This window comes from Pseudomonas sp. BF-B-15, from assembly GCF_019946675.1.
GTDB classification, from domain to species: domain Bacteria; phylum Pseudomonadota; class Gammaproteobacteria; order Pseudomonadales; family Pseudomonadaceae; genus Aquipseudomonas; species Aquipseudomonas migulae.
Map to the genome: position 1 here is coordinate 201,803 of NZ_JAGYFZ010000001.1, position 23,903 is coordinate 225,705.

At 59.0% G+C, this 23,903-nt stretch carries 23 protein-coding genes; 14 read left to right on the forward strand and 9 right to left on the reverse strand.

Annotation, left to right across the window (positions count from 1 at the left end; translation table 11 throughout):
- The first annotated feature begins 47 nt into the window (after window positions 1–47).
- The 6 genes from KGA97_RS00835 to KGA97_RS00860 all read left to right on the forward strand — a co-directional run bounded on the left by KGA97_RS00835 (window position 48) and on the right by KGA97_RS00860 (window position 5,262).
- The gene (locus KGA97_RS00835; protein ID WP_223480051.1) at window positions 48–482 is read left to right on the forward strand and encodes a hypothetical protein; all 435 of its coding nucleotides are present in this window, start codon (window positions 48–50) and stop codon (window positions 480–482) included.
- A gap of 1 nt (window position 483) precedes the next feature.
- Window positions 484–1,056 (forward strand): hypothetical protein, encoded by a 573-nt coding sequence (locus KGA97_RS00840; RefSeq protein WP_008040271.1) that lies wholly within the window; start codon window positions 484–486, stop codon window positions 1,054–1,056.
- A gap of 51 nt (window positions 1,057–1,107) precedes the next feature.
- Entirely contained in the window at window positions 1,108–2,418 is a 1,311-nt protein-coding gene (locus tag KGA97_RS00845) for a hypothetical protein (RefSeq protein WP_008040269.1), read from the forward strand.
- Window positions 2,419–2,480: 62 nt separating this feature from the next.
- Complete coding sequence (locus KGA97_RS00850; RefSeq protein ID WP_008040267.1) at window positions 2,481–3,161, forward strand: C39 family peptidase; 681 nt, start codon at window positions 2,481–2,483, stop codon at window positions 3,159–3,161.
- Window positions 3,162–3,194: 33 nt separating this feature from the next.
- Complete coding sequence (locus KGA97_RS00855; protein ID WP_008040265.1) at window positions 3,195–3,935, forward strand: hypothetical protein; 741 nt, start codon at window positions 3,195–3,197, stop codon at window positions 3,933–3,935.
- 46 nt (window positions 3,936–3,981) lie between these two features.
- Window positions 3,982–5,262, forward strand: a complete 1,281-nt coding sequence (locus tag KGA97_RS00860; RefSeq protein WP_008040263.1) for a transporter — start codon at window positions 3,982–3,984, stop codon at window positions 5,260–5,262.
- 69 nt (window positions 5,263–5,331) lie between these two features.
- On the opposite strand, the gene KGA97_RS00865 is transcribed toward KGA97_RS00860, so the two are convergent.
- On the reverse strand, window positions 5,332–6,657 hold the full coding sequence (locus KGA97_RS00865) for a sigma-54 dependent transcriptional regulator (RefSeq protein ID WP_008040261.1): 1,326 nt from the start codon (window positions 6,655–6,657) through the stop codon (window positions 5,332–5,334).
- A 343-nt stretch (window positions 6,658–7,000) separates the two neighbouring features.
- Here KGA97_RS00865 and KGA97_RS00870 point away from each other — a divergent pair, with 343 nt between their 5' ends.
- From KGA97_RS00870 to nhaB, 3 genes are all read left to right on the forward strand, one after another.
- Window positions 7,001–7,264, forward strand: a complete 264-nt coding sequence (locus tag KGA97_RS00870) for a hypothetical protein (protein ID WP_008040259.1) — start codon at window positions 7,001–7,003, stop codon at window positions 7,262–7,264.
- Between the two features lie 281 nt (window positions 7,265–7,545).
- Window positions 7,546–8,835, forward strand: coding sequence for a hypothetical protein (locus tag KGA97_RS00875; protein ID WP_223480052.1), 1,290 nt, complete (start codon window positions 7,546–7,548; stop codon window positions 8,833–8,835).
- 78 nt (window positions 8,836–8,913) lie between these two features.
- Window positions 8,914–10,416 carry a sodium/proton antiporter NhaB gene (gene nhaB, locus KGA97_RS00880; RefSeq protein ID WP_223480053.1) on the forward strand — a complete coding sequence of 501 codons (1,503 nt, stop codon included), beginning with the start codon at window positions 8,914–8,916 and terminating at the stop codon, window positions 10,414–10,416.
- Window positions 10,417–10,513: 97 nt separating this feature from the next.
- On the opposite strand, the gene KGA97_RS00885 is transcribed toward nhaB, so the two are convergent.
- Genes KGA97_RS00885 through gnd form a run of 3 tightly spaced genes read right to left on the reverse strand, consistent with a single transcriptional unit; the run spans window position 10,514 to window position 13,835 of the window.
- Window positions 10,514–11,338 (reverse strand): HAD family hydrolase, encoded by an 825-nt coding sequence (locus KGA97_RS00885; RefSeq protein ID WP_223480054.1) that lies wholly within the window; start codon window positions 11,336–11,338, stop codon window positions 10,514–10,516.
- Window positions 11,335–12,858, reverse strand: a complete 1,524-nt coding sequence (zwf, locus tag KGA97_RS00890) for a glucose-6-phosphate dehydrogenase (RefSeq protein WP_223480055.1) — start codon at window positions 12,856–12,858, stop codon at window positions 11,335–11,337. Before zwf ends, KGA97_RS00885 begins: the two co-directional genes overlap by 4 nt.
- On the reverse strand, window positions 12,855–13,835 hold the full coding sequence (gnd, locus tag KGA97_RS00895) for a phosphogluconate dehydrogenase (NAD(+)-dependent, decarboxylating) (RefSeq protein WP_223414242.1): 981 nt from the start codon (window positions 13,833–13,835) through the stop codon (window positions 12,855–12,857). Before gnd ends, zwf begins: the two co-directional genes overlap by 4 nt.
- A gap of 272 nt (window positions 13,836–14,107) precedes the next feature.
- Between gnd and KGA97_RS00900 the strand changes: the two genes are divergently transcribed.
- The 4 genes from KGA97_RS00900 (at window position 14,108) to KGA97_RS00915 (ending at window position 18,969) form a co-directional block, all read left to right on the forward strand.
- Complete coding sequence (locus tag KGA97_RS00900; protein WP_008029917.1) at window positions 14,108–14,290, forward strand: DUF6026 family protein; 183 nt, start codon at window positions 14,108–14,110, stop codon at window positions 14,288–14,290.
- Window positions 14,291–14,490: 200 nt separating this feature from the next.
- On the forward strand, window positions 14,491–16,233 hold the full coding sequence (locus tag KGA97_RS00905) for a phosphoethanolamine transferase CptA (protein ID WP_223480056.1): 1,743 nt from the start codon (window positions 14,491–14,493) through the stop codon (window positions 16,231–16,233).
- 202 nt (window positions 16,234–16,435) lie between these two features.
- Window positions 16,436–18,670, forward strand: coding sequence for a TonB-dependent siderophore receptor (locus KGA97_RS00910; RefSeq protein ID WP_223480057.1), 2,235 nt, complete (start codon window positions 16,436–16,438; stop codon window positions 18,668–18,670).
- A gap of 98 nt (window positions 18,671–18,768) precedes the next feature.
- Complete coding sequence (locus KGA97_RS00915) at window positions 18,769–18,969, forward strand: hypothetical protein (protein WP_008040245.1); 201 nt, start codon at window positions 18,769–18,771, stop codon at window positions 18,967–18,969.
- Window positions 18,970–19,075: 106 nt separating this feature from the next.
- Here KGA97_RS00915 and KGA97_RS00920 read toward each other — a convergent pair whose 3' ends face one another.
- The 5 genes from KGA97_RS00920 to KGA97_RS00940 form a co-directional block, all read right to left on the reverse strand.
- A complete protein-coding gene (locus KGA97_RS00920) occupies window positions 19,076–19,567 on the reverse strand; it encodes a GNAT family N-acetyltransferase (RefSeq protein WP_008040243.1) in 492 nt (163 codons plus the stop codon).
- 127 nt (window positions 19,568–19,694) lie between these two features.
- A complete protein-coding gene (locus KGA97_RS00925) occupies window positions 19,695–20,276 on the reverse strand; it encodes a DinB family protein (RefSeq protein ID WP_207284385.1) in 582 nt (193 codons plus the stop codon).
- Between the two features lie 18 nt (window positions 20,277–20,294).
- On the reverse strand, window positions 20,295–21,413 hold the full coding sequence (gene zapE, locus KGA97_RS00930; RefSeq protein WP_008029929.1) for a cell division protein ZapE: 1,119 nt from the start codon (window positions 21,411–21,413) through the stop codon (window positions 20,295–20,297).
- Window positions 21,414–21,443: 30 nt separating this feature from the next.
- Entirely contained in the window at window positions 21,444–21,785 is a 342-nt protein-coding gene (locus KGA97_RS00935; RefSeq protein WP_223480058.1) for a nuclear transport factor 2 family protein, read from the reverse strand.
- A gap of 52 nt (window positions 21,786–21,837) precedes the next feature.
- A complete protein-coding gene (locus tag KGA97_RS00940) occupies window positions 21,838–22,554 on the reverse strand; it encodes a helix-turn-helix transcriptional regulator (RefSeq protein ID WP_192227094.1) in 717 nt (238 codons plus the stop codon).
- 191 nt (window positions 22,555–22,745) lie between these two features.
- Here KGA97_RS00940 and KGA97_RS00945 point away from each other — a divergent pair, with 191 nt between their 5' ends.
- Window positions 22,746–23,798, forward strand: a complete 1,053-nt coding sequence (locus tag KGA97_RS00945; protein WP_223480059.1) for an aldo/keto reductase — start codon at window positions 22,746–22,748, stop codon at window positions 23,796–23,798.
- Window positions 23,799–23,903: the final 105 nt, after the last annotated feature.

The window sequence follows — 23,903 nt, forward strand, 5'->3', positions numbered from 1 at the left end:
TCACATCGCTGACAAGGGCCAGCCCACAAAAAGAAGGAATTGCCACTGTGGGGACTTTCAATACTTTCAATAAAGGCTTTACCTGCCTCCTCCTGATCGGATGCGCATTGGGCTCAAGTGTCCAGGCTGACGACGGCATCATCATTATCAAGCGTGATGTCCAGACACGAAACGCCGTGCAAGCGCCGGTGGTTCCCGATCCTAACCCCACGACCGCAAATGCCAACCCGAGCCAACAAATCCTCAGGCAAACGAACGAGTTGAACGACGGCGACTTTGCCAACGTCGCCAGTGGTGCCGGGATCACCCGCCTCGTCACGTTAGGCAACACAAACCTGGGCGGCAACATCACCACCCAGAATCAGCTTTCCAACCTTCCCGCCGGACGCTCGGGAGGTTCGGGCAACGGTATTTCCAACCTGGTCAATTCAAGCGTCCAGCGAGGCCTGAGCGGTCTGAACGTCATTACGGGAGGCCGTTGAGATGAATCGTAAGCTGCTGATTATCAGCATGTTTTGCAGCGCATCGAGCTTTGCTCAACCCCCCGTTATCAATAATGCCGACATCAGTAATTCGGGCGCGCAGTACCAAGGTAACTTCGCGGTCAACCAGGCTGCCGGCGATCAGCAGCAACAGGCTAATGCCCGGGCCATCGCCATGGGCCATGGCGCCAGCGCGACCACACAGATTCGCCAACGATTGCATACCGAAGTCGACCCCAGGATGGATGCTCGAGCCAGCATTCAGGGCGACTCCTTCAGCCGCGGCTACGGCGTACTGGGTGTCAACCAGAGCGCCGGTGCCAGCACTCAGCAAGCCAATGCCCTGCGGATAAGCATCAGCAATCAACCGCAAAGTATCGACGACAGCGTCCTCATGCAACAGAACGTGGCGCTGATCAAAAACTCCGATCCGACTGACTCTGCACCAGGCTATCGCCAGGTCTCTACCAGTGACCAGGCATTCACCGGTAGCCGCGGGGTGATTCAGTTGAATCAGAGCGCCGGGGTGGGAAACCGAATGGCCAACACCCTGAACGTACGGGTCGCGGATTGACCCAAACAGTTAGGAACAACACTTAACCTAAAATAAGTACGGAGAATCACCATGAAACCTTCGACGGCACTCAAGCCTCTGGTTTTCGCAATTGCTGCGGTCATGGCTGTTGCTGTACAAGCTGGGCAAAACGATCGGCGTCACGATGACCACCACAATGGCCATCATAACAACGGTCACCACAATCCTCCTCCAATGAAGATCCCTGTTTACGCGACTGCCAATGCCTACGACAAACAAAGCAGCACCAACAATCGCATCCGTAACGAAGGGACTATTAACAAGGCAGAGATGACCGACTCTGCCACAGGCGCCGACGGCAACGTCGGTATCAACGTGGCGGCAGGCGACGGCAACCAACAAGACAACGCTGCCGCCATCGCGAACGCTGGCGCCACTTCCGCTCTGGATAACTCCTTCGTGTTCGGGGTTGCCACTGCCACTGCCAGCGTCAAGCAGTACAGCAACCACAACAAGGTCGACAACTACAACACCACAGCCTCTGCCGTGATGAGCGGATCGGGCAATGGTGGCAACGGCAATATGGGGATCAACATTGCCGGTGGCGACCTGAACCAACAGAAAAACACCATGGCGATTGCCAACTCCAATTCGCCGCTGGGTAACGCAACAGCCACCGCCTCCGCCGATCAGAATGGTCCTGGTCTGGTAGTGAATAACAACGCCGATCGGAACTTCGCCCTGACGACGGTGACGCTAACCACAACCAAAAGCGGTAATTCCTCTTTCAGTCATAACTCCGAGCTGAACATTGATAAGAGCGCGTCCAGCAACTGGACCAAGAAAGGTGCTAGCAGTTTTGACGTCAGTGGCACCAAGCACTTTGAAGCAATCGGATCAAAAAGCACCGACAAGAGCTCCACCAGCCATGCTGCTGTGGAAGCTATGTTGACCGCAGATGCGAATGTTACCAAAACCGTTACTCATAATAACGGCTATGGCGATCGCACTCGCAGCAAGTCTGTCGACCTATCGGTTGACGCATCGCTTAAAGCATCTATCGATACAGAGCACTCAAAATCGACCGACTCTTCGTTCGAGAAGAAGTTCGATTCTTCGTTCTCAAAATCGTTTGACTCTTCGTTCGAGAAATCAGGCGAGAAATCGTCCGCTTCTACCAAACACGAAGAGAAGGGCTACAGCGAAAGCAATGCATGGGAATTGAGCAACACTGTTTCCTATCAAATCCTGACCCCAAATGGCTGGGCTAACCCTGTCACCAACACTGCAACCCTTAGCGGTTCGGTGAATGGCGGCAGTGGCAACCTCGGCGTCAACGTGGCTGCCGGTGTGGGTAACCAACAAAGCAACTCGTTGGCCATTTCCAACCAATCGTTCTGATGGCTGTCTCTGGAGGCCCCCTCACGGGGGCCTTTTTCAACACAACCAGAGGGCGTCCCACCATGCGCATTATCGCCTTGGTACTTTTGCTTTGTGTGTCCAGTGTGATCGAGGCTGCACAAATGCCGCTTTCCGTCCTGCCGGGCGGCGCGGTGGTGTACAAGCCGATCCAGAGCATACGCGAGCGTAAATTTGCCGACCTGGTGCAACAGAAAACCGACTTCAGTTGCGGCGCAGCTGCGCTGGCGACCATATTGCGCCAGGCCTATTGGCTGGACGTGAACGAAGAACAGATCATCGAAGGCATGCTGGCATACGCCGATCAAGACCTTGTCCGCGTTCAGGGCTTCTCCATGCTCGACATGAAGCGTTACGTGGAAAGTATCGGCATGCGGGCCCGTGGCTACCGGGTGGCGCCGGAAACGCTGAACGACATCAGAATTCCGGTCGTGGTCCTCATGGATATCCGTGGCTACAAACATTTTGTGGTCCTGCAAAAAGTCCACAAGGGCTGGGTATACATCGGAGATCCGGTACTCGGTCATAAACGCTACCAAGTCGACGACTTTGTCAAAGGCTGGAACGGCATCATCTTTGCTGTCATTGGCCAGGGCTACGACAAAACCAACGCGCTGCTCGACCCTCCCGTGCCACTGACCGCCAAGAACCGCCTCGACACCTTCAGCCCGGTGCAAGACGCAGAGTTGTTGGACTTCGGATTTATCCGAAGCGACTTCTTCTAATAACAAGGGAGCATGACGCTCCGGGAGCATCTAATGAAGACTCCAATCTGGCTGGCCGTGGCTTGCCTGGCCGCCAGCCTGCCAACCCAGGCACAGACGTTCAAACCTATTGAACTGAGCGATCAGGAACTGGCGAACCTGCGAGGCCGCTATGTCATGCCGGGGCGCGTCATCAGTTTCGGGATTGTCATGACCAGCACCTGGCAAAATGCCAACGGTCAGGTGATCGGGGCAACCTCCTCGATGCAAATTCAACAAACGACCATCAAGCCACAGTTCTATGTGTCGATGATCGATCGGAATGGCGATGGCTCGGCGGTTTCTCAGGGCACCGGGACCGTCAGCGGCGGTAACGGTTTGAGCACTACCCAGGGCGTCACTCAGGTTGTGCGCGCTGCCGGCGACAACAACAGCGCTTACAACAACGTTGATCTCAACGTCAGCAGAGGTAGCCAGGCACCACAGATGGACAACCAGGGGCAAGCGTTGGCCTCGGGCTCAACCCTGAACCACACCAACGGTGCCGGCGCGATGAGTATTTCCGCCACCGGCACGGGCGTGCAGCTCAACATCATCGCCAACAACAACCAGGGCAACACCGTGCAGCGCCTTGCCCAAGGCGGGCTGATGCAAAACGCGACCCTGCTTGGCGGTGGTAACCAGGTCAGAAACATGATGTCGATCAACGTTGTACTGCGCGACAACCTGCCATCAACCGGCTCAATGAACGGCAACCTGGACCAACTCAAAGGAGTTCGCACTCTAGGATTCTGATCTACGCTCAGTCTCATTAGATGCAGTCAGAAGGGACGGCTAACCCATGCACCGATCTATAACGCTCAGAGCTATCGTTTGTTTGAGTAGCCTGGCCCCGGCCACATTGCTGTACGCAGCACCGGACCCCCAGGTCGAAGCATTAAAACAAGAACTCATGGAGTTGAAACAGCGTTACGAAGCACAACAGAACGCGCTGATGGTACTTGAACAGCGCGTTCGCCAAGTAGAAGAAGCACCTGCGACACCGGCCCCCAAACGCCTGACCAAATCCCCTGCCGAGCCGACCAGGGGTGGCCAGACGGTGGCCGCCGGTGCGCCGGGCACCACGGGCAGTTCATACGGCCAATCGCTCAAAGAAGATGCCGAGCCTGCGCAAAGCGTGTCCAACCTGTATGACGAAGCCAGCGGGTTCTTCGGCGGCGGCAAGTTCAGTGTCGAAACCGGCCTCACCTACACGCACTTCGATACACGCGCGCTGACGCTCAATGGTTTTCTGGCACTGGACTCGATTTTCCTCGGCAACATCAACCTCGACCGCATCAAGGCCGACAACTGGACACTGGACCTGACCGCCCGCTACAACGTGGCGCAACGCTGGCAGTTCGACATTAACGTCCCCGTGGTGTATCGCGAATCGACGTATTCCTCCGGTGGCGCCGGTGGCGCTGGCCCCGTGACGTCGGACGCAACCGTCACCCGCGACCCGACCATCGGCGATGTGAACGTTGGCGTTGCTTACAAGTTTCTGGATGAGTCGGTCAGTCTGCCAGACGCGGTCTTTACACTGCGCGTCAAGGCACCGACCGGCAAGGACCCTTACGGCATCAAACTGGTCGAAGACCCGAACAACGACAACCTCGCGGTCCCCGAGGACTTGCCTACCGGCAATGGTGTCTGGTCGATCACCCCGGGTATCTCGCTGGTCAAGACCTTCGACCCGGCCGTGCTGTTCGGCACCCTGGCCTACACCTACAACATGGAGGACTCTTTCAGCGACATCAGCCCTCAGGTCGGCTCCAAGGTGAAAGGGGACGTGAAACTGGGCGATTCCTGGCAAGTCGGCGCCGGCATTGCATTCGCCTTGAACGAGAAGATGAGTATGTCGTTCTCGTTCACCGACCAGTTCGCCCGCAAGAGCAAGATCAAGCCCGACGGCGGCGATTGGCAATCAATTTCCAACAGCGATTACAACGCGGCCAACTTCAACATCGGCATGACCATGGCAGCCACCGACAACCTGACGATCGTCCCCAACCTGGCCATCGGCCTGACCGACGACGCGCCAGACTTTTCCTTCAGCCTGAAATTCCCGTACTACTTCTAACCGCTACACCTGAATGAAAAAGGCCCGCTGCGAGGTTCATCGCAGCGGGCCTTTTCGTTTCGCCCCGCCCTAACGGATCTGGTGCTTGTGCAGCAGTCGGTAGAAGGTTGGCCGCGACACGCCCAGCACTCGGGCGGCGACACTCAGGTTGTCGCTGTGGCGGTTCAATACATCGCACAACGCCTGCCGTTCGGCGCGGGTCTTGTAGTCTTCGAGGGTGCCCATCGGCGCGGCGATTGTATGTTGACTGATCAGCCCGAGGTCTCGCGCCTCGATCTGCCGCCCTTCCGCCAGAACCAGCCCGCGACGTACACGGTTGGCCAGCTCCCGCACGTTGCCCGGCCAGTCGTGCTTGCCCATGGCGATCAGTGCGTCCTCGCTGAAACTGCGCGGACGGCGGCCGGTTTCATGACTGTAGAAATGGGAGAAATGGTTGGCCAGCATCGACAGGTCGCCATGCCGCTCACGCAGCGGTGCAGTGACCACTTGCAGCACGTTGAGGCGGTAATACAAATCCTCGCGGAAGCGTTTCTTCTCGATGGCCGCTTCAAGGTCGACGTGGGTCGCCGCCAACACCCGCACATCGACCGGAATCGGCTGGCTCCCGCCCACGCGTTCGATGTGTTTTTCCTGGAGAAAACGCAGCAGGTTGGCTTGTAGCTCCAGCGGCAAGTCACCGATCTCGTCGAGAAACAGAGTGCCGCCATTGGCCGCTTCGATCCGCCCGACCTTGCGCTGATGGGCGCCGGTAAAGGCACCTTTCTCGTGGCCGAACAATTCGGACTGGATCAGGTGTTCGGGAATTGCGCCGCAATTGATCGCGACAAAGGGTTTGCTGTGGCGCTGGGATTGCCGATGGAGGGTGCGGGCGACCAGTTCTTTACCGGTCCCGCTCTCGCCGCGAATCAACACCGGAGATTCGGTTGGCGCCAGTTTGCTCAGCAGTTTGCGCAGTTCGCGAATCGGTTTGCTGTCACCGAGCAGCTCGTGTTCGGGCTGATCGATGTGAACCGTGCCTTGACCACGCAAGCGCGCCATACCGAACGCCCGCCCCAGCGTCACCTGAACCCGGGAGACATCGAACGGCAAGGTGTGGAAATCGAAAAACCATTCGCAGACGAAGTCCCCGACGTTTTGCAGCCGCAGGACTTCCTGGTTGAGCACAGCGATCCATTCGGTGCCGCTGCGGCTGATCAGTTCCTTGACCGCATCGGGGTGCTCCAGATGAAAAGGCTGGAGCCGCAACAGGCCGACGTCGCAGGTTCGGTCAGCGGCATTTTCCAGCGTACAGCTATCAACGTCCCAACCTACAGAGCGCAGACCTGGCAGCAGGCGATGACAGTCGTCGCAAGGGTCCACTACTAACAGACGTCGTAACGCAGGCGCTTCGATCATGACTGTTCCTTGACGCCAAATTTTATGAAATTTTATTAAAAACAATCATTTGGCGGATCTGGCTGTAACACTAGCAAGAATTTGACACTGTCTTGTATCGATTGACTATAGGAAGTGCGCGCAAGCAGTTATAAGAAGCAACTTTATTAGTTACCTAACGACTCGAACCTTTCGCCCAGCTTTCAAAAGCCGTCGAAACCTTGAACCGATGAAAGAAAGTTGAAAATTCTTTTAATTGTATGTGACCCACCCACCGGTTGCGGGCATCAGTACAAGTAACCAGCCGAACGGTAAGCCCAACCGACGGCACATCACTTGATTGGGCATACAGAGAGAAGACCCCATGACCGCCCCGCTCCGTATCAACGAAGCTCTTTTGATTGCCGACCGCGCGTTCAAGCCATTTCAATGCGTGGCCTGGGCCCCACAAGACGGCAACGGCGAACTCAGCCTGACCGTCATCGACCGCACCAACACCTGCATTCGCAAGCAGATCCCAAGCAGTGCCTATACCGACCCGGCACAATTGGAACATGTTCTGGAAGAAGCCCGTAAAGAGCTGAGCCAGGAAGGTTACACGCTGCAATCGTGGTCGATGCCGCACTAATCTTTTTGCGGATTACTTATCGGTAATCCGCACCCTCCTCCATGATCGTTAGTTTGCCGGCCTTGCCAGCAGACAACACGCGCAACATTTATTTGTACCTGTACGCGGCCAAATACTTGGCAGGCTTGTCAGTGGGTCGAAAAGACACTGTTCTGGCACAAAACGACCCTCCGTCTGTTAGTTATTACAGTTGTGCAACCAATCATTCAGGGATTGAATGTTTCTACTATAAGTCGCCCCCCCAACTCCTGGATCAAGACGACTCGCAAGGAGATGCGTGCATGTCAACCCAGACCGCTGTGGTCCTGCCTGCGACGCTGAGCGCCGCCGGGGAGCTCGACAAAACCTTTGCCAGCGCCGGCAAAACCCAGGTGTATTTCGCCGGCAGCACATCGAGCATGGCCACCGGCGTCGCGATTGATTCACAAGGCCGGCTGCTCGTCGCGGCCAAGGTCGGAACCCCGAGCGGCAGCCGCTTCGGTCTGGCCCGCCTGCTTGCGGATGGCTCGGCGGATCTGGCGTTCGGCAAACAAGGCAGTGTCATCAGCCAGTTCGAACCCGGCTTCGAGTCCATGGGTGGCAAAGTGCTGATCCGGCCCGACGGGTGCATTCTGTTGGCCGGCCTGCACTATGAAAATGAGCACCAGACACTGCCTGCCCTCGCCTTGTTCGATCAGCAAGGCAAACCGGTCCCCGACTTTGGCGACAACGGACGCCTTGTCGTACGCCTGCCGGGCAATCTTTCCCGGGGCGTGCGGGATGCCTGGCTTCCCCCCGGCGTACCGGGCGCCGAAGCCTGTGATGTGTGCGTGCAGGAAGACGGCCGGATGGTCCTGCTGGCCAATCATCATTTTGAACTGGCCGATCACGTCGGCCTGCTGGTGCGACTAAACCCCGACGGTTCGCTGGACGACACCTTCAACGGTCGTGGCTTCGTCCTGGTCAGGCACCTGCTGATGAACACCTGGCTCAGCAGCCTGCTGGTGCAACGCGACGGCCGGATTCTGGTGGGCGGCTCGATCAACTTCCCTGAAGAAGGCCTGCTTGCGCGCTATCTAAGCGACGGCAGCCTGGACGACCGTTTCGCCGTGGATGGCTTCATGAGTTTCTTGGCGCAAGGGCGTCACGCCCAGGTCAGCCAGGTCGTCCAGCAGGCCAACGGCGACCTGCACTGTTTTGGCAGCAGCCGCGACCCGATGCATTGCATGGCCTTGAAAGTACACAGCAACGGTCGCCCGGACATCCATTGCAACGGCGGCCAGCCGCATTTGCTGGGGATCGGCCACAGTGGCTGCCAGTGGACCGCCGCCCACGCCCTTGCAGATGGGCGCGTGCTGACCGTTGGCGCGACCATCGGTGGTGTCGAAGCCGACTTCATCCTGGCCCGGCATCGTCCTGACGGACAACTCGACGAGCTGTTTGGCAAAGGCATCGGCTGGGTCCGTACCCGCCTGGGTCGCAGCCTGGATACCGCAACGTCGCTGGCCGTGCAGGACGACGGCAACATTGTCGTAGGCGGCTATTCGCTGGATGGCAACTACCGGGCAATCGTCGCTCGCTATCTGGGATAGGCCTGCCGAGCTTTCCTGCGCTTGATCTTCCGTACCGCTTGCGGCAAGTTGCGCGCTTCTTAATACAAGGAGCAGCCGATGTCCGGCTCAATGGCCCAGGCGTTCGCGCATAATTTTCTCGGGCACTCACCTCGCTGGTACAAGGCCAGTATTGTCGGTTTCCTGATTCTCAATGCCCTGGTGCTGTGGACCGTGGGTCCGGTAGCGGCCGGTTGGCTGCTGGTGCTGGAATTCATCTTCACCCTGGCCATGGCGCTCAAGTGCTATCCGCTGATGCCGGGCGGCTTGCTGCTGGTCGAAGCGCTGTTGCTGAAGATGACCACGCCTCAGGCGCTGTATGACGAACTGCTGCACAACTTCCCGGTGATTCTGCTGCTGATGTTCATGGTGGCCGGCATCTACTTCATGAAAGACCTGCTGCTGTTTCTGTTTTCGCGCCTGCTGCTCGGCGTTCGCTCCAAAGCCATGCTGGCGTTGATGTTCTGCTTTCTTTCGGCGTTCCTCTCGGCTTTTCTCGATGCCTTGACCGTGACCGCCGTGATCATCAGTGCCGCCGTGGGGTTTTACTCGGTGTATCACCGTGTCGCTTCGGGTAACGATCCGCGCCAGGACAGCGAATTCAACGATGACCAGCACCTGCCAACGCTGCACCACGGGGACCTCGAACAGTTCCGCGCCTTCCTGCGCAGCTTGCTGATGCACGGCGCCGTGGGCACTGCACTGGGTGGCGTTTGCACGCTGGTCGGCGAGCCGCAGAACCTGCTGATCGGCCACGAAATGGGTTGGCACTTCTCTGAGTTCTTCCTGAAAGTCGCCCCGGTTTCCATGCCGGTGCTGGTGGCGGGCCTGGTGACCTGCGTGCTGCTGGAGAAACTGCGCTGGTTCGGTTACGGCACGCTCCTGCCAGACAACGTGCGCGCGGTGCTGGCCAATTACGCCGCCGAAGACAACGCCCAACGCACCTCACACCAACGCGCTGCGCTGATCGTTCAGGGGCTGGCGGCACTGATACTGATTGCCGCCCTGGCGTTCCATATTGCCGAAGTCGGTTTGATCGGCTTGATGGTGATCGTGCTGATTACCGCATTCACGGGCATCACTGACGAGCACCGCCTCGGCAACGCCTTCAAGGACGCCATGCCGTTCACGGCGCTGTTGGTGGTGTTTTTCGCGGTAGTGGCGGTGATTCACGACCAGCAGTTGTTCACGCCGCTGATCCAGTGGGTGCTGGCGCTGCCGGCGAATCAGCAACCGGGCATGCTGTTTATTGCCAACGGTTTGCTCTCGGCGATCAGCGACAATGTGTTCGTCGCGACCATTTACATCACCGAAGTGAAACAGGCGTTCATCTCCGGACACATGAGCCGTGAGCATTTCGAGACACTGGCGATTGCGATCAACACCGGCACCAACCTGCCGAGCGTGGCGACGCCGAATGGCCAGGCAGCGTTTCTGTTTCTGCTGACGTCGGCGATTGCCCCGCTGATTCGCCTGTCGTATGGGCGGATGGTGTGGATGGCGTTGCCGTATACGGTGGTGATGGGTGTGCTGGGGTGGTATGCCGTGAGTTTCTGGCTTTGAGTCGGCAGGTTTGACGCCTTCGCGGGCAAGCCTCGCTCCTACAGATTCACCGCTAACTTGTAGGAGCGAGGCTTGCCCGCGAAGAACGATAACGCGGTTAACCTGCGTTGAGGATGTACTGCTCGATCGCCTGCGCTGCGCCGTCTTCGGTATTGGCCCCGGTCACTACGTCGGCCTGACGCTTCACCGCCTCCTCCGCCTGACCCATGGCAATCGACAATCCGGCGCGATGAAACATCGCCGGGTCATTGCCGCCATCGCCCATGGCGGCGGTCTGCCCGAGCGGTACACCGAGGAACTCCGCCAGTGTCGCCAGCGCGTCCCCCTTGTTTGCCTGCATCGCGGTCACGTCGAGGTACACCGGCTGCGAGCGTGACACCTGCGCCTGGCCCTCGACCCTGGGCAGCAACTGCGCCTCAAGCTCAATCAACAACTGCGTGTTGTTGCTCGCCGCGACGATCTTGTCGATGTATTCCAGATAGGGCTCGAAACTCTCCACCACCACCGGCGGATACCCCAGGCCGTGCTGTTCCCGCGGCACCATGGGGCCATTCGAGTCTTTCACCAGCCAGTCGCCGCCGCTGAACACCCACACCTCGATGTCCGGCAGATCGGCAAACTGTGTCAACGTGGTCAGCGCGGCCGTTGCCGGCAAATAATGCGCGACCAGCAAACTGCCGTCGGGGTTTACGATGGTGCCGCCATTGAACGCCGCCGTCGGCAGATCGACGCCCAAGGCTTCGATCTGCTGCAGCATGGCTTTCGGCGGCCGGCCGGTGGCCAGGCTGAACAGCACGCCCGACTCACGCAACGAACGGACCGCTTCGATGGTGCGCTGACTGAGGCTGTGATCGGGCAGCAACAATGTGCCGTCCATGTCACTGAGCAAAAAGCGGATGGGTTGTTGCGTTTCGTCACTCATCCGAGGCTATGCCAAACGCGACCGTCGCGGGTCAGCAGGTCTTCTGCCGCCGCCGGCCCGTCTTCGCCCGCCGCGTAAGTCTGCACGCTCGCATCCTGCTGCCAGGCATCGAGAAACGGTTGCACGGCACGCCAGCCGTTCTCGATGTTGTCGGCGCGCTGGAACAGCGTCTGATCGCCGGTCAGGCAATCGTAGATCAGGGTTTCGTAGCCGGTGGACGGCTGCATTTCGAAGAAATCCTTGTAGGCAAAACCCAGTTCGATATTGGCCATTTTCAACGCCGGACCGGGGCGTTTGGCCAACAGGTCGAACCACATGCCTTCGTTGGGTTGAATCTGAATCCGCAGATAGGTCGGTTGCAGCTCATCGACCTCGGTATCGCGGAACTGCGCGTAAGGCGCCGGTTTGAAGCAGATGACAATCTCGGTGTCGCGCACGCTCATGCGCTTGCCAGTGCGCAGGTAGAACGGCACGCCGACCCAACGCCAGTTGTCGATCATGACTTTGAGCGCGACATAGGTTTCGGTCGTGCTGTCAGGCGCTACGTTGTTTTCCTGGCGATAACCCGCCAACGGCTTGCCGTCGATTTCGCCGGCGGCGTATTGGCCGCGCACCGAATTGGCCCGTGCCTCTTCGGTGGACCAGGGACGGATCGCCCCCACCACTTTGGCCTTCTCGCCGCGAACCGCATCGGCGCCAAAGGCAGCCGGCGGTTCCATGGCCACCATCGCCAATAGCTGGAACAGGTGATTGGGCACCATGTCCCGCAGGGCGCCGGTGTGTTCATAAAAACTGCCACGGGTTTCCACGCCGACGGTTTCCGCGGCGGTGATCTGTACGTGGTCGATGTAATGGTTGTTCCAGAACGCTTCGAACAGGCTGTTGGAGAACCGGCTGATCAGAATGTTCTGCACGGTTTCCTTGCCCAGATAGTGATCGATCCGGTAGATCTGGTTTTCCGTCATGACCTTGAGCAAGCACGCGTTCAAGGCTTCGGCGGTATGCAGGTCAGAGCCGAACGGCTTTTCGATGACCACCCTTCTGAACGCTTGCGGCGTCTCTTGCAGCAAACCGGCAGCGCCGAGACGACGCACCACTTCGCTGAAGAAACGTGGCGCGGTGGCCAGGTAGAACACCGCGTTGCCGGTGCCGCTGGCGGCGATTTTCGCCGCCAGCGCCTGATACGTGCTGTCGTCCAGGAAGTCGCCCTGGACGTAGCTGATGCCTTTGGCCAGTTTGGCCCACAACGCCGGGTCAAGGGCTTGATCGCCCTTGCCGACCTTGCTTGCCACTTCGGCCCGAATGAAGTCTTCGAGCTTCTGGGCAAACGCTTCGTCGGTGATGGCGTTGTGGTCGACGCCGATGATCCGCAGTCCATCGCCAAGCAGACCGTCGCGACTCAGGTTGTACAGCGCCGGCATCAGCAAGCGCTTGACCAGGTCACCGTGGGCACCGAACAGGAACAGCGTGGTCGGTGGTGCGGGTTCTGCCTTGGATTTATTGCGGATCAAACGGGTCATTTCTTCGCAGTCTCCACGTGGCCGCCGAAGCCGAAGCGCTGGGCCGAGAGGATCTTGTCGCCAAAGGTGCCTTGGCCGCGCGAGCGATAGCGGGCGAACAGCGAGTTCGACAGCACGGGCACCGGTACCGCTTGTTCCATGGCCGCTTCAATGGTCCATTGACCTTCCCCGCTGTCCGCTACGGAACCGGAGAAATTATCGAGCTGCGGATCGGCAGCCAGGGCATCGGCGGTCAGGTCGAGCAGCCACGACGAGACCACGCTGCCACGACGCCAGACTTCGGCGATATCGCCGACGTTCAGGTTGAAGCGCTGGTCTTCCGGCAGGTTGGTGCTGGCCTTGGTCTTGAGGATGTCGAAGCCTTCGGCGAAGGCCTGCATCATTCCGTATTCGATGCCGTTGTGGATCATCTTCACGAAATGGCCGGAACCCGCGGGGCCGGCGTGGATGTAACCGCGTTCGGCGCGATCGTCGTCCGACTTGCGGTCCTTGGTGCGCGGGATGTCACCCATGCCAGGCGCCAGGCTGTCGAACAGTGGATCAAGGCGTTTAACCACTTCGGCTTCGCCACCGATCATCATGCAGTAACCGCGCTCCAGGCCCCAGACGCCGCCGGAGGTGCCGACGTCGATGTAGTGCAGGCCTTTTTCCGAGAGGGTTTTTGCCCGGCGAATGTCGTCCTTATAGAAGGTGTTGCCGCCGTCGATGATGGTGTCGCCGGCTTCAAGCAAGGTGCTCAGGGTGTCGATGGTGTCTTCGGTCGGTGCGCCTGCCGGCAGCATGATCCAGACCGCTCGTGGTTTGGCCAGGCCGGCGACCAGGGCCGGCAGGTCGATGACGCCCTTGGCGCCTTCGGCGGCCAGGGTGTCGACGAAGGCGGTATTGCGGTCGTAAACAACGGTGGTGTGCCCGTTGAGCATCAGGCGCCGCGCAATATTGCCGCCCATGCGGCCCAGTCCAATAATCCCGAGTTGCATGTGCTGATGCTCCCTACTACAAATAAATGTGTGTCAAAGGTTATAGCCCAACGCGACTAATGAGGGTTAGTCCAGAGCGCTGGCATGAAGTTTCCGGGCATTGTGCCCGATCCTGATTGATAACGTCGGGAATCGTGCCGAAGACACAACGACCACGAAAAATAAAAAAGTTCCCTTCCGGGACAAAAGAAATCAAAATCAGCGCCGATAGTAAATCAGCACCGATGTCGGGGCGGATTTACAGTTGAGGCAAGCCATTTGCGAGGTGAGCAATGGGCACAGTACAAGCAGCACGGCCAGCACAAACCCTTTACGTCACGATCCGTCGTGATGAATTGCGCCAGTTGAAAGACGAACGCGACCAGCTCAAACAGGAAGTCGAGCAATTGCGCCTGCTGACGCAAGGTATCCAGGCTCAGCCGATGCCTGTCACTTTGCGCGCTCCCCACGCCTGATCCCCTCGCCTGAATCGGAAGCAGCCAATCGCTGTTTCCGATACGCCATCACGATTTACCCGCGCCCAGCAGCTCACAAAACTTTCACACGCCCTTGTTGATACTCCGGTCCTTTATGGCCGCCCGGTATCTGCGCGGCGCCTGTTCGTCGGCGACCTTCCCGTCCCGGCGGTGGAAGTGATTTCTGGCTGGAGCACGCAATGGCTTTGTATGAACGCAGCAATTCGACTGCGGACAAGTTTGATTGGGCAGGGTTTCTCTGGCTGTTTCTGTTCTTCTGGTATTTCTCCGGCATTACCCAACTGCTGATCCAATTGACGGGCACCTCCGGGTTCAGCGGTTTCCGCCAGGCCTTCACCATGAGCGCCATCTGGCTGGCGCCGATGCTGCTGTTTCCCCGCAAGACGCGTGTATTGGCGGCGCTGATCGGCGTGGTGCTGTGGGCCTGTTCCATGGCCAGTCTCGGTTACTTCTTCATCTATCAGCAGGAATTTTCCCAGAGCGTCATCTTCATCATGTTCGAGTCGAACATCTCTGAAGCCGGCGAGTACATGACCCAGTATTTTGCCTGGTGGATGGTGGCGGCATTTGTCGCCCACACGCTGTTTGCCTATTTCCTGTGGACCCGCTTGCGCCCGGTGTACATGCCCCGTGGTCGCGCCTTGGTCGCCGCGACCGCCATTCTGGTGGCCGTGGTGGGTTATCCGCTGGCCAAGCAGACCGTTCACACCGGCAGTTTCGCCAGTGGTTTCGAGAAGTTCGAAACCCGCATCGAACCGGCAGTGCCGTGGCAGATGGCCGTGGCCTATCACCGCTACCTCGACACCCTGGCCGACATGCAGGGCATGCTCGACAGCGCGAGCAAGATTCCACCGCTGCACAATTTCAAGGACTCGATGGCCAATCAGCCCGCCACCCTGGTGTTGGTGATCGGCGAATCCACCAACCGTCAGCGCATGAGTCTCTACGGCTACCCGCGTGAAACCACGCCGGAACTGGACAAGCTCAAGGACCAACTGGCGGTCTTCAATAACGTCATCACCCCGCGCCCTTACACCATCGAGGCATTGCAGCAGGTCCTGACGTTCGCCGACGAAGAAAACCCGGACCTGTTCCTGTCGACGCCGTCGCTGGTCAGCATGATGAAACAGGCGGGCTACAAGACTTTCTGGATCACCAACCAGCAAACCATGACCAAACGCAACACCATGCTCACGACCTTCTCCGAGCAGGCCGACGAGCAGGTGTACCTGAACAACAACCGCAACCAGAACGCCGCCCAGTACGACGGCGACGTGATCGAGCCGTTCAACAAGGCCCTGGCCGACGCGGCGCCACGCAAGTTGATCGTTGTGCATTTGCTCGGCACACACATGAGCTATCAGTACCGCTACCCATCGACCTTCGACAAGTTCAAGGACCGCAACGGCGTTCCGGCTGGCGTGCGTGACGATCAGTTGCCGACCTACAACAGCTATGACAACGCGGTGCTGTACAACGATTTCGTGGTTTCGAGCCTGATCAAGGATTACGCCAAGACCGATCCTAACGGCTTCCTGCTGTACCTCTCCGACCACGGCGAAGACGTTTTCGACTCTGCCGGTCACAACACCCTGGGTCGCAACGAGGCCAAGCCGACGGCGCCGATGTACACCATTCCATTCATGGCCTGGGCCTCGCCGAAATGGCGCGAAAACCATGACTGGAGCTTTGCCGGTGATCTGGGGCGGCCGTACAGCAGCTCGCACCTGATCCATACCTGGGCCGATCTGGCGGGCCTGAGCTTCGATGAACTGGATCGCAGCAAGAGCGTGGTCAGCGACAGTTTCAAGCCGCGCCCACTGCTGATCGGCAATCCTTATGAGCGCGAGCAGAAAGCGCTGATCGACTTCAGCCTGATCAAACCCAAGGTGAAGCCGACCCCGGCAGTCGCTCAGCAGTAACCCTGTAGGAGCGAAGCTTGCTCGCGAAGAGGTCGGCAGATTCAACATCTATGCTGGCTGGGGCAACGTCTTCGCGAGCAAGCTTCGCTCCTACAACTCACTCGAAAGATAATAATAATTCTCGTTTATAACTAAATACCCCCGCCCTCCTTCGTCTTTGAACAAACGGAATTTTTTCATTGACGACAAGGAGTCGGCCGCGATGTTCGCGCCTATCACCCGTTCCATAACCTTTACCCTTGGGTTTTGCAGTGCCGTACTAAGCCCGGACCTGCTGGCTGAAACCGACCCGGACAAACAACCCTCCGCCCTGGTACTCGGTGCCACCAGCATCACGGCCCAAGGCTTGGGCAGCACCACCGAAAACACCGGGTCGTACACCACCGGCGCCATGAGCACCGCCACCCGCCTGAACCTGTCGATCAAGGAGACGCCACAATCGGTGTCCGTGATCACGCGCCAGCAAATGGACGACTTCAAACTCGACACGCTCTCCGACGCCATGCGCCAGACCACGGGCGTGGTGGTTCAGCACAACGACTCGGACCGGGTCGTCTATTCCTCCCGCGGCTACACGATCAACAATTTCCAGATCGACGGGATGCTCAACACCTTCAACTACATGAAGTCCGATTCCGACACCATCATCTATGACCGTATCGAAGTCGTGCGCGGTGCAACCGGCCTGACCACGGGCGCAGGCGACCCTTCGGCCACCATCAACATGGTGCGCAAGCGTCCGACGTCGCAGTGGGAAGCCAAAACCGGTGTCAGCGGCGGCAGTTATGACGATTACTACAGTTACGTCGATGTCGGCGGGCCGCTGGCGTTCGACGGACGCTTGCGCGGGCGCAGCGTGCTGGCCTACCGCGACAGTCATTCGGTACGCGACAAGTATCAGCTGCAAAGGGAAGTCGGCTACGGGATTCTCGAAGCCGACCTGACCGACGATACGCTGCTCGCCGTGGGTTATGACTATCAGGACAAACAGGTGCAGGGCACCTCCTGGGGGACCGTGCCCTACTGGAACGCAGACGGCAGCAAAGCCAGCCTCGGCCGCTCCACCAACATGGCCACCCCCTGGAGTTCCTGGCCGCTGAAAGACAAGACCGCGTTCGCCACGCTGGATCAGCAACTGGGGATGGGCTGGCACCTCAAGGCGGCTTACACCCATCGCGAAAGCGACACCGACGGCAAGATTTACTACGGCGGTGGCGGCTTCCCCGAGGCGGATCGCAGCGGCATGATCGCCAACGTCAGCCACATGATCGGCACGCAAAAAATGAAGGCTTACGACTTCAACGTGTCCGGACCCTATTCATTGTTCGGGCGTGAGCACGAAATGATGCTCGGGTATGGCGAAGCCGAACGCAGCGACGAAAGCCCACACACCGTCGATGGCGCCCGCGCGAAGGACTACGAAAACGTACCCGACTGGAAGTACATGGGCGACATCCCCAAATTCCCCGACACCGTCACCAGCTTGCGTGGCTCCAGCGACAACACCCGCCAAAAGGCCGGTTACCTGGCCACTCGCCTGACGTTGACCGACGATCTGCACGCCGTCCTCGGCAGCCGCTATGGCAGCTGGAAAGCGTCGAAAACGGCTAACAGTTACACCGACAATCTGCAGTTGAGCGAGTCTGAAGTTACCCGCCAGCAACACAACGACCTATGGACGCCATACGCCGGACTGCTGTACGACCTGACACCCGAATACACGGCTTACATCAGCTACACCGATATATTCAAGCCACAAACCAACCGCGACAGTAGCCGCAAGTACCTCGAACCGGTGGTGGGCAGCAACTATGAACTTGGCCTCAAGGGCAGCCTGCTGGAAGAGCGACTGAACCTCGCCACCGCCGTGTTCTGGAGCAAACAGGACAATGTCGCCGAACGCGACGATTCGGTGCCGCCGGACCCGGTTACCGGCGAGGAGTTCTACACCTCCAGCGGTAAGGGCAACAAGGTACAGGGGTTCGAAGCCGAGCTCTCCGGCGAGGTCATGCCGCACTGGAACATGAGCGCCGGTTACACCTACACCCACTCGGTCAATGGCGAGGAAAAACGCACCAATACCAGTCAGCCGCTGAACCTGCTTCGGGTGTCGACTTCGTATCGCTTGCCTGGCGACTGGCAGGCCCTGACCGTGGGCGGTGCAGTGAACTGGCAAAGTGACGTTTACCGCGCCGCCAATCGCCCGGTCGGACGCAACGCCGCTGGCAATGTGATAACTGAACGCACAAACATCCGGCAAGGCGCCTACACCGTGGTCAACCTGATGTCACGTTACGAGTTCGACCCGCACCTGTCCGCCTCGCTCAACGTCGAGAACCTGTTCGACAAGAAGTATTACGACAACGTCGGTTTCTATAACGGTGTGTATTGGGGTGATCCGCGTACGGTGACACTGAGCCTGGACTGGAAACTCTAGGCGCAGTTAATTCCCAATCGACGAAATCGGCAGATAATGTTCTCGCGACATTGCTTCATGGATGAAAAGCACCCGATATCCGTTTTGGGAGGCGAACCATGAAATGTACACCCTTGATCGTTGCCGGCCTGATGACGTTCGTTTCGGTCAGCGCATTTGCCGAAGGTGGCGCAGAACGCATGCGCTATTACTACGAAAGCCTGCGGCTCAGCCAACAGGAGAATCAAAGCCAGCAAACCGCTGAGGTCCGGGTTCCGGACGATCAAACGGCGCAAGTGACCGAGCATTACAAGCCTTGAACCGGCGTGGAATCTCGGACCTGTAGGAGCCAGCTTGCTGGCGATGGCGTCTTCAAAATTGCCATCGCCAGCAAGCTGGCTCCTACAGAACGCGGTGCGCGGTAGGTTAAAGGGGTTTGGTCCAGAACAGCATCCGGCCGTGCTCCGGATCGAACATGCCAGCGCTGAAGCCGAATTTAGCGTAGGACGACTGCGCCACGGCATTGCCTTCCAGCACCTCCAGCGTGATTTTGCAGCAGCCGCGCTGACGGGCGATTTCCTCGACCTTTTGCAGCATCTTCTGGCTCAGGCCCAATCCGCGAAACTGTTTCACCACCACTACGTCATGCACGTTGACCAATGGCCGACACGCAAACGTCGAAAAACCTTCAAAGCAATTGACCAGCCCTGCCGGTTCGCCCCCGACGAACGCCAGCACGCTGTACGCATGGGGACGTTTGGCGAGTTCCCTCGGAAGGTGCTCCAGCACCTCGGCCGGCAAAGAATGACCGATACCCATCGGGTCCTCGGCGTAATGATTCAACACCTGACCTATCGCCTCGGCATGCACCGGATTGGTGTAACTGGCCTGAAGCACTAGAATTTCTGCGGATTCCATTTCCATCCTCGATTGTGAGAGCGAGCCTGCTCGCGATGAGCCTGAGAGCGCCGCGTTTAAAAAGCAAGCCCGCGTTATCGTTGACGTCCATCGCGAGCAGGCTCGCTCCCACAGGGAAAATCCGCTTTCAATACCCCCAGATCAATGCTTCGGTCCACCCCAGCTCGGCGAAATCCGCCGCCCTCAGGCCCGACTCCCCGGCGCAGAAAAACTCGTCCAGTTGTGGTGGCGCAACCGACGTGCCGCTGAGCATGGCGTGTACCTGCCCGCGATGATGGATCTGATGCTCGAGCAGATGAGACAGCAGGCGCAAACGGCTGTCGTATTGCGGCGTGTCTCGGGCGATTGTCACGATTTTGCCCAGGTCGGCGTCGCGCATTTGCTCGCAGTAGGCGATCAAGCGGCGGTCAACCTGGGCCTGTTCGCGCTGCAGGTCAGCGGCAGTGGTGAACGGCTCGTCTTTGTTGAAGAACACCGTGCATTCAGGATGCGGAACATCGCCACGCAACTCCCGTTCCAGCGCATCCATGTAAAACCAGTCGCAGGTCAGGATGTGGTTGAGGGTCGCACGCAGGCTGGGGAAGAAACTGACGCGCGGCGCAGCCAGCTCCTCTGCGCTCAACTGGCTCCAGGCCTTGGCCAGTCGATGATTGGCCCAGGCGTTCTGATAAGCCATGGTCAGCAAATGGTGGGACAAGGGCTGATTCATGTTCGCGGCTCCTTGGGTTCAAGCGTCGGCGAAACGTTGCAGCTGCATTTCCTGTAGGCGACTGAGTGTGCGGCGGAACGGGAATTCCAGATAGCCTTCGGTGTAGAGCGATTCCATCGGCACCTGGGCTTCGAGGTACAGCGGCACTTTGCGGTCATAGCATTCGTCCACCAACGCGATGAAGCGCCGCACACCGTCGTCGTGCACCGACAATTGCGGCAACTCGCGATCACCCGCCACCACCCGCTCGACCCCGTCTTCGGTGCCACGGGCGATGCGGCCGGCGCGTTTTTGCGCGCTGAGGTTGGGCACGTCACTCAACAGAATAGCCCTGAAGGTGTCGCACAGGGCCATGAAATCCATGGCAGCAAAGGGTTGTTCACAGAGGTCGGCGTAACGGCTCCAGAGCACGGTTTCACTGGCCTGCACCACGTTCAGCGAACGGTAACCGACCTTGATCGGTTCGCTGGAGACTGACTGGCCGGCGGTCAGCGCCTTGAACACATCCTCCAACGCGCCGGGTTGCCCGGGCGCGGCGACCCAATAGCGTTGCAAACCAGCGCCGGGATGCAGGCGATGATCTTCGCCGCCATCCACCGCGATCACCTGCATGTGCTGCTTGATCGCCTCGATCGCGGGCACGAAGCGGTCGCGGTTGAAGCCATCGGCGTACAGCATGTCCGGCGGCTGATTGGACGTGCAGACCACCACCACGCCCTCCTCGAACATCACCTGAAACAAGCGCCCGAGAATGATTGCGTCGCCAATGTCGTTGACGAACAGCTCATCGAAACACAACACGCGAACTTCTTCGCTCAGCTCGCGGGCCAGGGCTTTGAGTGGATCGGCGGTGCCGGTCAGCTGAAACGAGCGTTGATGCACCCACCCCATAAAATGGTGAAAGTGCTGGCGACGGGCCGGGACCTGCAGGCTTTGGTAAAACTGATCCATCAGCCAGGTCTTGCCACGCCCGACGGGGCCCCACAGGTACACGCCCGTGACCGGCGTCTGACCTTCATGCAACGCTTCATAGCATTTTTGCAACGCCCAGACGGCATGTTCCTGGGCTTCGTCCTGGACGAAGCCCTTCTGTTCGATGGCGTGTTGCCAGGCGCTTAACGGGGAGTCGGCATTCATGCGCGGCAGTATGCCATCGTGACGCGACGTCTACAGTGAAATGTCCAGCCGGGCGATCTTGCCCTGCTCGTTCAGGCGAAACATGTAGCGCAATTCCAGCGGGCTGCCGGGAAACGTCCCGGAGATCAGGTTGTGCACCAGCACCTTGCCGGTGCGCAGTTGTACGTCGAGCACTTCGACCTTCGGCTGGTAACGCCGGGCGGTGTCTTGCATCCATTGGGCGATAGCCTGGGTGCCAATCCGGTGTTGACCTTCATCGAACACATTGGCGTCCTCAGCGAAAAAACTGGCGACCGTCGAGGTGTCGCGGGCATTGGCGGCAGCAATGTAAGCGGCGATGGCGGGCGCCAGTGCAGAGGCAGGATGGGACATGGTGACAGCTCCTTGTTGGTTGATTCTGACGCCATGCTAGAACACGCCTGTGTCAGTTCTTGTCAGGAGTGAAACGCCCCGCTTCATCCAGTTGCATCTGCTTGCGCCAGGTGCGCAACAGATCGCTGCGCCGCCCCGGATAACGCTCGCCCTGCTCGCTCGCCGCCGAAATCCGGTCGGTACGAAAAGTCCGATAGGCGCCGCGCAACTCACACCAGGCGACGATGATCCGCACTTCATTGAGAAACCCCAGCGCCAGCGGCCAGATCAGCCGCTGACTCGGCACTTGCTGTGCGTCCGCATAGTCGATGTGCAGCTTGGCCTGATCGCGAATCGCCTGGCGAAACGCATTCAGCGGCACGGCATTTGGCGCGAAGCCATAACCGGGCGGGCCCGGCATCACCGTCGGGTTGCGCAGAGCGTCCAGCGCTTCGGGGGCTAGTACCGCAGCAATCTTGGCCAACGCATCGGCTGCCGCTTTGCTCAACACTTCATCGCCGCGCTGATCCACGTAACGCAGCCCCAGCACGATGGCTTCGGTTTCATCGGCATTGAGCATCAACGGCGGCAGGAACAAACCGCTGCGCAACACGTAACCGATCCCCGCCTCACCGTAGATCGGCGCGCCCAGTGCGGTGAGTTCCGCGATGTCGCGATAGAGCGTACGCTCGGAAATCTCAAGCTCGCTGGCGAGTGTCGCCGCCGTGACCGGACGACTTTTGCCGCGCAGCACTTGCAACAAAGTCAGTAAACGCGTGGTGCGAGACACAATCGGCAGGCTCTTTTAGGAAAGGATGTCGCAGATTAGCAGAGCCCCCTGTCAGAAAGTGGCAGTAACCACGGGCCCGTTTTGCCACTCATGAAAAAGCACCTTGACTGAATACATGACTAGCATCATCTTAAATACATGTCTTACGACATTTATATTAATCCGCAGCGTCTTCCTTCAGGAGTCATCCCATGCATTACAAAGTGTTCGGCCGAAAAACCGGCTTGCGCGTTGCGGAACTGGCGCTGGGTGCCGGTAACTTTGGTACCGGTTGGGGTCATGGCGCCGAGCGCGATGAAGCCAAGCGCATCTTTGATGGCTACCTGGAGGCCGGCGGTAATTTCATCGACACCGCCAACGGCTATCAGGGTGGTCAGTCGGAAGCCATGCTCAGTGAATTCATCGCCGCTGAGCGCGATCGCCTGGTCATCGCCACCAAATACACGTTGGGGACTACACCGGCCGCAGGCATTTCCTACACCGGCAACAACCGCAAGAACATGGTCCGCGCCGTGGAAGAAAGCCTGACACGGCTCAAGACCGACCACATCGACCTGTTCTGGGCGCACATGAGCGACGGTGTCACGCCCATGGAAGAAATCCTCCGTGGTTTTGATGATCTGGTGCGCGCCGGGAAGATTCATTATGCCGGGCTGTCGAACTTCCCGGCCTGGCGCATCGCCCGCGCCGATCTGCTGGCTGAAGTTCGCGGTTTTGTGCCGATTGCCGCCATTCAGGTCGAGTACAGCCTCGCCGAGCGCACGGCCGAACGTGAACAACTGCCGATGGCCGAAGCGTTGGAGCTGGCCGCTACCTTATGGTCGCCGCTGGGTGGCGGGTTCCTGACCGGCAAATACCGCACCAACGACGAGAACAGCCGTGCCGCCAAACTGGGCATGCTGGTACACGCCGAGAAAAGTGCCCGCGAAACCGCCCTGCTCGACACCTTGCTCGCGGTCGCGGCGGAGCTGGACGCAAGCCCGACGCACGTGGCCATTGCCTGGCTGCGGGAAAAAGCCAAACGCTCGACCACGGCGCTGATTCCGATTCTGGGTTCGCGTACGCGTGAGCAGCTGGATGCGACGTTGGGCGCGTTGGATGTGCAGTTGAGTGCCGATCAGTTGTCGCGGCTGGATGGCATCAGCGAAGTGGCGAAGGGCGTGCCGCATGAATCCATTGCCGGTTCTTTTGCACGGTTCAGCGGGGGCGAAACCCTGGACCTGCCAATAATCCCGGTCGCCTGAAAAAGCTTCGCGGGCAAGCCTCGCTCCTACAGGTCATGCGCTATGTAGGAGCGAGCGGTGCGGCGATCCGACTTGCCCGCGAAAGCGTCATCACGAACACCGCAA